General features: G+C 54.1%; 9 protein-coding genes and 3 pseudogenes. 6 read left to right on the top strand and 6 right to left on the bottom strand.

What is annotated here, in order from left to right:
• The 6 genes and pseudogenes from AC1DVF_RS27445 to AC1DVF_RS27420 all read left to right on the top strand — a co-directional run.
• Positions 1-225, top strand: a pseudogene (locus AC1DVF_RS27445) (amino acid ABC transporter permease); the annotation flags it as partial.
• Entirely contained in the window at positions 222-932 is a 711-nt protein-coding gene (locus tag AC1DVF_RS27440) for an ABC transporter permease (protein WP_027616445.1), read from the top strand. The pseudogene AC1DVF_RS27445 and the gene AC1DVF_RS27440, both read left to right, overlap by 4 nt.
• Before the next feature lie 52 nt (positions 933-984).
• A complete protein-coding gene (locus AC1DVF_RS27435) occupies positions 985-1,746 on the top strand; it encodes an ABC transporter ATP-binding protein (RefSeq protein ID WP_027616446.1) in 762 nt (253 codons plus the stop codon).
• A 12-nt stretch (positions 1,747-1,758) separates the two neighbouring features.
• Positions 1,759-2,262 (top strand): Lrp/AsnC family transcriptional regulator, encoded by a 504-nt coding sequence (locus AC1DVF_RS27430; RefSeq protein ID WP_051550466.1) that lies wholly within the window; start codon positions 1,759-1,761, stop codon positions 2,260-2,262.
• Positions 2,263-2,294: 32 nt separating this feature from the next.
• Positions 2,295-3,329, top strand: a pseudogene (locus AC1DVF_RS27425) (cache domain-containing protein); the annotation flags it as partial.
• A gap of 93 nt (positions 3,330-3,422) precedes the next feature.
• A complete protein-coding gene (locus AC1DVF_RS27420) occupies positions 3,423-4,187 on the top strand; it encodes a methyl-accepting chemotaxis protein (protein ID WP_373682479.1) in 765 nt (254 codons plus the stop codon).
• Positions 4,188-4,214: 27 nt separating this feature from the next.
• On the opposite strand, the gene AC1DVF_RS27415 is transcribed toward AC1DVF_RS27420, so the two are convergent.
• The 6 genes and pseudogenes from AC1DVF_RS27415 to AC1DVF_RS27390 all read right to left on the bottom strand — a co-directional run.
• A complete protein-coding gene (locus AC1DVF_RS27415; RefSeq protein ID WP_027616449.1) occupies positions 4,215-4,850 on the bottom strand; it encodes a LysE family translocator in 636 nt (211 codons plus the stop codon).
• Between the two features lie 771 nt (positions 4,851-5,621).
• Positions 5,622-6,596, bottom strand: a complete 975-nt coding sequence (locus tag AC1DVF_RS27410; RefSeq protein WP_477783467.1) for a hypothetical protein — start codon at positions 6,594-6,596, stop codon at positions 5,622-5,624.
• A 164-nt stretch (positions 6,597-6,760) separates the two neighbouring features.
• Positions 6,761-7,639: a hypothetical protein gene (locus AC1DVF_RS27405; protein WP_477783466.1), complete on the bottom strand. Its 879-nt coding sequence runs from the start codon at positions 7,637-7,639 to the stop codon at positions 6,761-6,763.
• Between the two features lie 264 nt (positions 7,640-7,903).
• A complete protein-coding gene (locus AC1DVF_RS27400) occupies positions 7,904-8,800 on the bottom strand; it encodes an HNH endonuclease family protein (RefSeq protein ID WP_477783465.1) in 897 nt (298 codons plus the stop codon).
• A complete protein-coding gene (locus AC1DVF_RS27395) occupies positions 8,797-10,998 on the bottom strand; it encodes an AAA family ATPase (RefSeq protein WP_477783464.1) in 2,202 nt (733 codons plus the stop codon). The genes AC1DVF_RS27400 and AC1DVF_RS27395 overlap by 4 nt, the downstream gene beginning before the upstream one ends.
• Positions 10,999-11,249: 251 nt before the next feature.
• Positions 11,250-11,829: pseudogene (locus tag AC1DVF_RS27390) on the bottom strand (DEAD/DEAH box helicase); the annotation flags it as partial.

Here is an 11,829-nt window from a genome sequence, read left to right as displayed (position 1 = left end):
GGTAATAACTGGATGGTAATTCTTAAAGCCACCGCATTGGTGTCGATCATCGGCCTGGCTGATTTGGTAAAGGCTGCCCAGGACGCAGGAAAAAGTACCTATCAATTGTTCTTTTTCCTGGTACTGGCTGCACTGACCTATCTGATCATCACCAGCATCTCCAACTTCGTCCTGCGCTGTCTGGAAAAACACTACGCCGCGGGTTTACGGGAGGCAGTGCGATGATCGAACTACTGCAGGAGTACTGGAGGTCATTCGTCTACAGCGATGGCCAGCAAATCACTGGTCTGGCCATGACACTATGGTTGCTTAGCGCATCGCTTTTCATCGGCTTTATCGTATCTATTCCATTGTCCATCGCACGCGTGTCCCCCAGGTTTTACGTGCGCTGGCCAGTGCAGTTTTATACCTACCTGTTCAGGGGGACACCGCTCTACATCCAACTGCTGATCTGCTACACCGGAATCTACAGCCTCGCCGCAATACGCGCTCAGCCTGTGTTGGACGCATTCTTTCGCGATGCAATGAACTGCACCATTCTTGCCTTCGCTCTGAACACGTGCGCTTACACCACCGAGATATTTGCCGGGGCCATTCGCAACATCGCTCATGGCGAAGTCGAGGCGGCAAAAGCGTATGGCCTCTCGGGATGGAAACTCTATGCGTTTGTGATCATGCCGTCAGCCTTGCGTCGCTCGCTGCCGTATTACAGCAACGAAGTGATCTTGATGCTGCACTCAACCACGGTGGCATTCACCGCCACGGTGCCGGACATTCTCAAAGTTGCCCGTGACGCGAACTCAGCGACCTTTTTAACCTTTCAATCGTTTGGGATTGCGGCACTGATTTACCTGGCGGTCACCTTTGCGTTGGTCGGAGTGTTCCGAATTGCCGAACGTCATTGGCTGGCCTTTTTAGGGCCGACTCACTGAGCCCTGTATCTGACAGGGCCGCTCCCAACCCGCTTAGAGGATGATTGCGAACATGTACAAATTGACGGTTGACGGACTACACAAGAGTTACGGTACCCATGAAGTACTCAAGGGTGTTTCCCTGCAGGCCAAAACGGGCGATGTCATTAGCCTGATCGGCGCGAGCGGTTCGGGAAAGAGTACGTTCCTGCGCTGTATCAATTTTCTCGAAACACCCAACGACGGTGCCATGAGTTTGGATGGCAAACCAATTTGCATGGTTAAAAATCATGCTGGATTACGTGTGGCGGATGACCGCGAGCTGCAACGACTGCGTACCCGCTTGGCCATGGTCTTCCAGCATTTCAACCTGTGGGGACACATGACCGTGTTGGAAAACATCACCATTGCCCCGCGTCGGGTGCTAGGCATCAGCAAAAAAGACGCAGAAGACCGTGCGCGGCGATACTTGGATAAAGTCGGCTTGCCTGCCCGTGTTGCCGATCAGTTCCCTGCATTTCTTTCCGGTGGTCAACAGCAGCGGGTAGCGATCGCCCGCGCCCTCGCCATGGAGCCCGAAGTCATGCTGTTCGACGAACCCACCTCGGCGCTTGACCCTGAGGTGGTGGGCGAGGTGCTCAAAGTCATCCAGGGGCTTGCTGAAGAGGGGCGCACCATGATCATGGTGACCCATGAAATGGGGTTTGCACGCAAAGTGTCGAACCAACTGCTGTTCCTTCATCAAGGACTGGTTGAAGAGCAGGGCGGACCTGAAATTCTGGATAACCCCAGAAGCGAGCGCCTGCAGCAGTTTCTGTCCAACGGGCTTAAGTGAAATGCTTTGGCTATGACCAGCGGAACAAAGAACCACGCGGCCCATGAGGGTTTGGGACGCATCGACGCGGCCATCGTCGACGTATTGCGCCGCAATGGGCGCATCACCTATAAAAAACTCGCCTCACTGGTGCACTTGAGCGAGAGCCCTTGTCAGCAACGCGTTCGCAAGCTGGAGAGGCTGGGCGTCATCCGCGGTTACGGGGCATTTATTGACGAGCGCAAGCTATTACCCGGTTTATCACTGGTGGTTCTAGTGACACTGGATGAGGGCAGGAGATGCAGCACGCAAAAGGTATTTGAGGCGCTTGTCAGTGCTTGCCCGCAAGTCATTGAGTGTCACTTGGTGAGTGGTGCGCTTGATTACTGCCTCCGAATACGCTGCCGGGATATGGAGCATTTCCGATCAATCACTGAATCATGGCTGGAGAGCACTGAACTGCACCTCGAGAAACTGGTGGCCTATCCACAGCTGGCCGTCATCAAGCCTTCATCGACGCACCTTGGTATCGAATAACAATTACAACACTTCACGCCTAGAGATAAACCATGATGATTGCGAACCTGAAGTTCAGTCATAAGGTATTGCTTGCAGCATCATTCGTTGTTGTCGCAGCGTTTTCGCTTTTTACGCTTTACAACGACTCGATTCAGCGCAAAACCATTCGCTCGAACCTTGAAAACCACCTAGAGGAAATGAGCAAGATCACGGCTGCAAGCGTTCAGTTCTGGCTCTCTGGGCGGGTACTTCTAATAGATCATGTTGCCCAGGAGGTTGCCAATGATCCCGCGTCGCAAAACATCACGCGGCTGCTGGAGCAGAGGTCGTTGCTATCGACGTTTACCTTCACTTATCTAGGCAGTCGTAACGGTAGTTTCGTCATCCGGCCAAAGGACGATCTACCTGCTGATTACGATCCTCGCACCCGGCCTTGGTATACCGACGCAATGGCTGCAGGAGGGACAACGCTGACTGAGCCTTACCTCGATGTGACGACAGGGCAACTGATGATGACCATTGCAACGCCGGTCAGTCAGGACGGCCAGCCGCTTGGAGTGGTAGGCGGGGATCTTACACTGGAGACGCTGGCGACCATTGTCAGCTCGCTCGACCTAGGTGGAATTGGCTATGCCTTTCTGGTCAACGCAGATGGCAGGGTGTTGGTTCATCCAGAAAAAGAACGGGTGATGAAGCAATTGAGCGATATTTACCCCCTGAACACGCCATCACTTAGCTCCCATATCAGCGAGACGGAGCAGGACGGAAAACCTCAAATTTTGATGTTCTCGCCGATCAAGGGACTGCCTTCGGTGAACTGGTATATCGGTTTGTCCATCGACAAAAGCAAAGCTTATGCGGCACTTGATGACTTTCGCACTTCCGCCATTTTGTCGATGGTTATTGCCGTTGCGACCACGCTGCTTTTGCTGGGCTTGCTTATTCGCGTACTGATGCGGCCCCTGAGGTTGATAGGTACAACCATGTGGGATATCGCCCAGGGAGAGGGCGACCTTACCCGCCGCTTGAGTGCGCATTCGAAAGATGAGTTCGGAGAACTGGCCGCAGACTTCAACCTTTTCGTGGAACGTATTCAGCACTCAATACGTGAAGTGTCTTCTGCTACCGAGCATGTCAATGAAGTGGCCAGGCGTGTAACGCAGACCTCTAGTGCGTCAATGTCGAACTCGGACGACCAGGCCAATCGCACCAACAGTATTGCGGCCGCGATTAACGAACTCGGCGCGGCGGCCCAGGAAATCGCGCGTAACGCAGGTGACGCTTCCCTTCAGGCGTCGGATGCCCGGTGCCAGGCTGAAGATGGCCGCGAGGTGGTGACCCAAACGATAAATGCCATGGGCGCGCTCTCTGGGAAAATCCGCACGTCATGCAGCAACATAGAGGCGCTGAATGGTAAGACCGAAAATATCGGTCGAATTCTTGAAGTCATCAAGGGCATTTCCGAACAGACCAACCTGCTGGCACTCAATGCCGCGATCGAGGCCGCGCGGGCGGGTGAAGCCGGGCGTGGGTTTGCTGTTGTAGCTGACGAAGTTCGCAGCCTGGCTTACCGCACGCAGACGTCAGCCCAAGAGATCCATACAATGATTGCAGAGCTTCAGATGGGCGCACGTGAGGCGGTACTCACCATGAACGAAAGCGAGCGCTACAGTAAGGACGGCGTGATTATCGCCAACCAGGCCGGTGAGCGGCTGGGCAGCGTCAGTCAGCGCATCGGCGAGATTGACGGAATCAACCAGTCGGTGGCGACAGCAACTGAAGAGCAAACTTCGGTCATCGGTTCACTGAACATCGACATCACCGAGATCAAAAACCTCAACCAGGAAGGGGTGGAAAACCTGCAGGCCACACTGCTTGCTTGTGACGATCTTGAACGACAAGCCACACGACTCAAGCAGCTGGTGGATGGCTTTCGAACTTAGGCCATCCCTACAAGAGCAGGCATTGAATCACGCGCGCGAGAACAGCAGCTTAAAACCTGCTGCGCCAAAGACCAACGCAAGGGTGCCTTCAATCCATCGGCGCGCCCTGCGATAACCCCGAATCATCGGTGCCGTGGAGAAAACGATCGCATAACCGCAGAAAATAGAAATGCTCAACACGGCACAGCCAGCCAGGATGATCATAACTGTTACAGGTGTCGCTTGTGGTCCTAGGCCGAGCGTCATCGTGGCGATCCAACCCAGTAATGCCTTTGGGTTGGTCAGGTGCATAAGCAAGCCCCGCCGGTAGAGGCCAAAACCCGAGATAGGCGGTGCTGCGCCCAGCGCTTTCTCAATTTTCTCGTCAGGTGTCAGGGCAGAACGTCCCGCTTTCAGGGCTAGGAACAGCAAGTATGCTCCGCCGACGATCTTGAGCACGAAGAGTGCCTCTGCGAACTGAAGCAGAATGGCCGAGACGCCTGTGGCGGCCATCGATCCCCAAAAAAAAGAACCACTGATCACTCCGGCTGCAAGCATCAGCGCAGGTTTTCTGCCTTGGTGCATGGCAACGCCCATGATCCGCATATTGCTGGGCCCCGGGCTTGCCGCTCCAACAATGTAGGCGGTAAAAACGAGTAGAAGGTGGTGGAAATCAAATGACATCAGTCGACCCTCGAGCTGCTTGTAATAGCTCGCAGCTTAAGTGTTCATAAGCTATTCGTCATTGGGTTCTTTAGCTGAATTTTCTGGCTTATTTGATTCTCATCTCGTGGGACTGGATCGCGCTCAATGGGATGTTTTCCATCGCCAACTTCCTGTAGTCCTACGCCGAGTTTGCCCCTGCCAATCCCGTCATCAGCGTGTGATTTTTCGAGATTTGGGCTGCTAGACCTTAGACTGGGGGCATCCTTTTCGAACCATCCAAAGCATGCCCTCAGATATGCCCCCAATGTAGCAATGCACTGGAGGTGGATGGATCTCCATGGTCCTTGAAAAGGCAGAAGTGATCGGATAAACAGCCCGCCATCCGGCCCCTAGAGACTCTCAGGGTCGCCAAAAAACATTTTGACTGGGCTCTAGGGCGGTGTTTTTTGGTTGTAAAGCACGAGTGATGCCCCCAGTTTTGCCCCCCATGACACAGGGTGAACAAGCGATCGCGAACGGTGATTTCTGGCGGACTCCAGTATTGCAATGGTCTAGATAGCCAATGAAAGGTTTCATCTCCTTACGCGTTGGCGACTATTGGGCTCGTTTCCTCGGCAGGGTCGTCAGGAATTTGTGTCAGTCGCTATCGACTTTAGGAGCAAAGTAAGCGTCCGGCAAAGTCACCTTCTCGATCCCGGACATTTAGCTTTCAATCTCGAGTGCTGTTTGTGTTAATCCCCGAAGCAGAATCGCGGATGCCCGCTAGTCGGCAGCGGGCATTAAGCGTGTCTACTCAAATTCAGGCCCCTCGGCTACAGGCTCGGATTTGTATTCGCAGCGCAAGCGATTGAAGTTGGTGGGCACGGAGACCGTTTTCTCGAAGAACTCAGCGAAGTTGAAGCTGGAAAGCTTGTAGGGCGCTACCAAAACAGCCTCTTGAGCCGCACCCAGGAAGACCACTGGCCTGTCAGGCGCTATGTTGCCGCACTCATGGGAGTAACTGAAATCCAGGGCATTCGCCAGCAGGTAAACTTTCTCCGGAACTTTGGAGTCTGCAATCTGGTCGTGGGACCAGCCCCAACCAAAATATAAGATCACCCCAGAAACGAGCACGGCGAGAACCGAATACAAAGGTGGTTCGTGAGGCGCCTCACCTGCCAGCTTGCCTTTGATCCAGCCTGCGCTGATGAACCCATGAGCCAAGGAAAGCAGTAGAGCGGCGGTGAGCACGAACGGGAGCACAAGTTTGATGATGAGTAGCCCGGTTGTGAACACGAGCGTGATCGGCAGTGCCGACGCATCCACATGAAAGACACCATTCACGTAGGCTGCGGCGTTCCCTCTTGAATACAGCACCACCCCTGAAAGGATGACGGAGACTAGAAACTTGGTGCTCGCGAAGCTCCATAGAGACCGGATGACGGCTGATCGCTCAAAGGATACGCCGATGAAGATCGTGCAAAAGACCACGGCCCACAGACGAAATGCGACAGTGTGCTCACTCACCCACTCGATGTCGCTATTGGCAGAACGAGTGATCGCGAGCAAAACGCCGATAGCTCCAACCAACCCAAGCGCCCAACTGAGCTCATAGCGGCGCCTGTCCTCAGCATAGCCTTGGTGGGAAAGCCATCCTCCGAGCTGCTGATGGATATCCCGAACATAATATTTCAATGATCTGGGACGGTTGTACGCCAAATCCTCCTCTCCACCCTGCAGCTCATGTCGAATGGCTTTAACGTCATTTTCGGTTTGTTGGCTCATTGAAGCGACTTCTTATTGATGAATAGTAATCAAGGCTCGATGCGTGAGACGCGGTGACACACCGTACTGAAGGCGCAACGTCCAACCTGGGATGTAGAGCACCGCGTCGGCAGAGGGCCTCGCCGGCAGTTCGGCGCGAGTAACATTGCATCCGCGTGAATGATTCAGCGGTTTTGCGGAGGAAAGTTGAGCTTCGCCCGAAACTGCGAAATATATCCAGGTGGTGCATAACTCACTGGCGCCGGGGTACGGAGCAGATCACAAATAGCTGCGAACTCCTCCTCCGAGGCTTCCGGGAAAAGGTCATGGCTAATATCGAGATCCGTTCGGCTGACCATTTCGGTTGTAAGCAGCATCCCGCCAGGGCGCGCATTAGTAAGAGACATAAATCGCCTCACCCACCCGTCAAACGTGATGTAACTGTTCTGAATTCCCCGCGATTCCAGACCGAGCATCATCGATACCGTATGGTATAGCCCAATCGAGGCCAGATCCTGCATCGCATTGTGGACGCGGTTTGGCGTGCCGCCTTTTTTCAGGGATGGTTTGAGAATCTCATGGGCATCCTCCTGACGGTAAAGACAGGCGAGTGCGCAAATAAAGTAGATACTTTCGACGGAGACTCCGAGCCGGCTCGCTTCAGCGATCAATTCACGCTGTACGGCCTTGAACTTGTCTCTGCCAATCGGTTGGAACAACCTGCGCTGGGCAAAGCCTACAAACTCGGCATAGGTATTCCAGCGCTCCTGTTGACGATCAACGATTGCGTAAAGATGATCTCCATGCGCGATCCTTGCCATGTCGTCGGTATAGGCATGCTTAAAGAAGCCTGAAAGCGCAACCGTATCCTTGGCTATCGACTCCTTGAGCTGTTCGACTGTCTGCAATACGCCTACCTGCCCCTCGAACGATGCAATGAGCGGGCTAATACGGCTGTCCTTACGATCAAGGGACCGCAGAAGGCTCTCGTCTTCCTCTGAAAGCTTCTGGTCCTTGATTTGGCTGATCACGTTGCGGTCTACAAAATGTACGAATTTGATCATTGCTATTTCCTGTTCATTCTCAGATAGCTCCAGGCCAACTGCGCAGCTTGAGAGTATCCTTCGCTAAGCCGGAGGAGAGCTCCTATAAGCGAAAAAAGTAACCGTCCGGTAGAACACGTCTTGACGAAATCATGTTATGCCATGGCGCGAGCAAGATGCCCTTGTTGACGGTTGCGGTGGAGCATCTACGATGCTTTTGGTGTCCGGGATCAGTTGACCACTACAAATCGCCTAGACCTCCCCTGGCTGCACAAGCTCGGCAAGCTATGCCCCCAACCGTTGGTATTTCGCTAGTAATCGCTCAACTTCGGCAGCCAACAAGTCTTCCACCATGGCCGAATATTGCTGATCAGGCGCCGCATAGGCGTAAAGCGCATCAACCTGCTGAAATGCCAGGTTCTGCAAGTTTGTGGCATGTGGCTCAGGCATGGTGATGGCCAGGTCGAGTTGGCTCTCGATAGTGGCGATCTGCGCTTTGATCTCACGCCAGCGTGCGGTGCGTTGCTCCACCAAGCCCTGCCGGTTCAGGCCAAAGACTCGGTAGGTGTGGTGGCCGTAGGGGTCAATCTGACCGGCATGCGCTTGAGGTCCGACCACGCTCAGCTCTTGCTCCAGCATCCACTTCAAGTGCTGCTTGGGGTCGCGTCGAGTAGGATCAATGAGCGCGGGGTCTTCGGCTTCGTGATCATCACTCGCACCAAAGGCGCGCTGTGGCCCCAATATGGGAAACAAATCGCCTTTACCTAAATAAAACTGTCCCTCGACCTCATCTTCCAGTGGGGTTTGTTCGGTTTGCTGAGCGTCCTGGTAGCGTCGTCGATTACAATCGATGCAACTGGCAAGTAAGTTTTCCCAGCGCGCGGCGAGCCACCAATACCCTGGGTGCTCAGGGCAGCCAGCAACGCGTCCTTTCGGGCGGAAGTGCTCAATATCGGTCGGTTGAACGGCCCGAATGCTGGACTCGCAATAGGCGCATTTGCCAAAGAACAACGTATTTAATGCCGTGGCAACATCATCCTGTCGATAGGCCTTGAATTTGAACTTAGTGGTGGGAGTAGTCCTAAAGTGTTGGGTCGCCCGAGCACGTTCGCGGGCGGCCAGGCTTGTGGATCCGGCTAGGGATGCTGGGACGGGAACATCCCGTCGATCTACCCACCTCATGGCCGGCGGCTCCGTTGCAGGGTCTTAAGCTTGGCCAGTACACCTTGCACGGCCTCCTCTCGGACTTGACCACGAGCAACCTCGGATGACGCATTCATTTCCTCAATAAAGCGGCGCAGGGCTTCGTTGAGGATCTGTTCAGCAGGCGTGTCACCGAGCCAACGAAGATGTCCAAGCGTTCGCTGATCATGGTGGGACAGCGCAGAGCGAGCGTGGGCAGGCAATGCGATTTGTTCCAGCACCTGTTCCAGATCAGGGTCGGCGGTGCTCGACAAACCAAAATAGTCAGAGGTCAATAGCTGTTCTGCACGAAGCCCTCGGACGTCCGGCAGGTCGTTCAGGACTTCGATAGTTTGCGTTTCGTTTCGCACAAGCACCTTGACTTCATCGCCGCGCATACCACGTAAACAGAGTGGGTCATGGGTAGTCACAATAAACTGCACATTGGGCATCGCCCTTCGCAGGGCGGACATCACCTGCAGCTTCCAGCGTGGGTGCAAGTGGGTTTCGATTTCATCAATCAACACGAGCCCGCGCGCGTATTCCAGATCCCCCCATTCCTCAAGCATGCCGCGCATCACTGCCAACACCATGGCCATCAGTGAACGGTAGCCATCGCTGAGTCGCTCGAGGGGCGTTTCACGGCCGTGCGCATGAACGTAGAGTCGACCCTCGGCGTCCCTGCCGATGTTGTCGTCGTGCTTCAAGATCAGTACCTCTCGCATTGCACGTGCAAGGGCGTCGAAGCTCGCGTCATCAAGGCTCTGTAACCAACGGCCTGGATGGGGCAGTTTGGCAAAGGGGTCGAACAATGATTTTACTGCCGAAATGTGCTGTCGACGGGTCGTTTCTTTGCCGAAGAACCGGCGTGCACCGAAGGCGAATAACACTAGCGCGGGTTGTTCTTCACCGACGAAGCGCTTGGTCAACGGGTCGATGTGGAAGCGAATCGGCTCGCCAGTGTCAAACTCGAGAACCACCTCCGGGGTAACGGTATCGTTCAAATACCATCCTTCCACTTCACGGGGAAGAAAGTCTTCAGCAGACACTCCTAACCGAGTGCGCATGGTATCGCCCATTAGGCTGAGCGCCACAGCCTGGAGGGTCGTACTTTTTCCGGTGGAGTTCTCTCCTAGCAACGTGGCACACGGCGCGCCCGCTTCATCTGGGGACGTGGCAGGAATATCGAGGTCTAGCTGGGGAATACCCTTGAAATTGCGGATGCTAATGCGGCGCAGGAGTGAGGTTCGTGGCTCGGGGCGCAGCGGCAGCGTGCGCAACTCGGAAACTAGCTCGAGTGGCTCGTCATGTGCGTACAGGGTTTGGGACGTCGCTGAGTCCAGAAGCTCTTGCCATTGTTGATCGTCAGCGCCATACACTAACTCGATGGCATCATCCTCGATGCTTTTTAACTTTGGCTTGGCAAGCTTGGCTGACTGGGCATAGCGAGACATGAGATTAAAGAAAAAGATACGGGCTACGCCAGAGAATTCACTACTATCCTCCAGTTCCGTGCGGAACTCTTCGTAGTCCCCTTGATAATCTCTGCCTCTTCCTATTTGTAGCAGGTCTAAGCAGCGTTGAAGTTTTTTTGCTCTGGCGTAAACCAGTTCACTTCGATTGAGTGCAAGCGTGTCAATGGTGCCTCGACCTACAGGGCCCACGCCGATAGCCGTTCCATTGAACTCGAAGCGAAGGTGTTTATTGGGTTCTGTGTTGCAGGGGTTGATTAACAGCGCCTGTTCAAAGGTCTCTGTTTCCGACCAAGTGCTGCGGATTCTGGCGCGAGGGCCTTCCACGGGAAATATGTTGCGTTTGCTGCGGTTACATTCGACACAGGAATGAAATAAGTTCTCCCACTCATAAGCGAACCAACTGTAATGGTCAGAACTATGGCTTTCGCTTTCACGCCGATCATTTTGTAATGCATTACTTAACGGTCTGTGATGCACAATCTCCGTGGGGTTCTTCCCATGGAGGGCGGTCTCACAATATGCACATTTGCTGAGGAAAACCCTGTACAGCGCCTCTTGGACAAGTGCAGATTTCCAAATGTCGGGCTCAAGTGGTGGGCGTCGACGCGCGCGCTCTTCAGGAGGTAGGCGGTAATGGTCAGCCAGTCGTTCCTTGGCTCTGCGTACCTGCTCGTCGGTCAGTGGCCTAGGGAGTGAAGCGCGTTTGCGTAAGACTCTCATCATGGGTGTGGTGTCTCCTTTCCTTGCGCACCGTGGTTGGCGATTAACCCTAACGAGTCGGTTGGCAAGTGATTTTGTGCCCGCTTGAGAGCGGTTGATAATAAGTGAAGGCGTTGTTAGGTGAAGGTATCTGTCATGCCCAAGTGATATGAGCTTGCCGACGCAATTTGGGAAATAGATCTCTTATCCTTCAGAGCACGCACTACGACTCTAGAGGGCGTCAGGGTGCGGGTGAGTGGCCGTAATACTCCCTGTTAGATTTCGTCTACAGCCCACCTTACGATGCTTTTTTCGAAGTGTGTCAACGGCGCTGATTCGATTCTAGGTGCCCATGCGCGTAACTTGTCGAGTAGTTGAGTAAGGTTTTCTGAAGGTAAGATCGCCCCTTTGAATTTCGAGGAGATTTGGGTCGGTACACCGTACTCATCCAAAGCGGTGAGCAGGGGATCATGGAACAAGTTTTCAAGCTGTTCGGCGAAAAAGCCAAAGTCCCCTGGCTCGATGCCCCTGCGGGTCAAAACGTCCGCTTGGATTTTGCTCAGCGCCATGATGTCTCGGGGAAGGCGGTATGAAATGACGTTGCGTATGAGCTTGAGCCGTTGCCCTATCGACTCGCTGGGAGTCCGGTCGGAGCCATCCTCATCAATCGCCTGCTGGAGATAGGCCTTGAAGTCTTTCTGTGCTCTGAGGGCATTGATATGCCAAGCGAGTTGCAGCCCTGAATGGATACCATACTCCGGCAGCCGATGAGGAAGGTGCTCATAGATCAGAGTACAGAGATACTCAAGTTGCTTTTGCTCGGGGTTACCTTTCCACGTGAGCCATACGCTACCC

Source organism: Pseudomonas sp. P4_D7 (assembly GCF_056401755.1).
The sequence above is the reverse complement of the archived record's forward strand: the minus strand, read 5'-3'. Positions and strand labels throughout refer to the sequence as shown.

Coding starts and splice junctions, on each gene's coding strand:
- AC1DVF_RS27400 (WP_477783465.1), bottom strand. CDS start 8,800: ATGAGGTGGGTAGATCGACGGGATGTTCCCGTCCCAGCATCCCTAGCC.
- AC1DVF_RS27415 (WP_027616449.1), bottom strand. CDS start 4,850: ATGTCATTTGATTTCCACCACCTTCTACTCGTTTTTACCGCCTACATT.
- AC1DVF_RS27430 (WP_051550466.1), top strand. CDS start 1,759: ATGACCAGCGGAACAAAGAACCACGCGGCCCATGAGGGTTTGGGACGC.
- AC1DVF_RS27435 (WP_027616446.1), top strand. CDS start 985: ATGTACAAATTGACGGTTGACGGACTACACAAGAGTTACGGTACCCAT.
- AC1DVF_RS27395 (WP_477783464.1), bottom strand. CDS start 10,998: ATGATGAGAGTCTTACGCAAACGCGCTTCACTCCCTAGGCCACTGACC.
- AC1DVF_RS27410 (WP_477783467.1), bottom strand. CDS start 6,596: ATGAGCCAACAAACCGAAAATGACGTTAAAGCCATTCGACATGAGCTG.
- AC1DVF_RS27420 (WP_373682479.1), top strand. CDS start 3,423: ATGTCGAACTCGGACGACCAGGCCAATCGCACCAACAGTATTGCGGCC.
- AC1DVF_RS27405 (WP_477783466.1), bottom strand. CDS start 7,639: ATGATCAAATTCGTACATTTTGTAGACCGCAACGTGATCAGCCAAATC.
- AC1DVF_RS27440 (WP_027616445.1), top strand. CDS start 222: ATGATCGAACTACTGCAGGAGTACTGGAGGTCATTCGTCTACAGCGAT.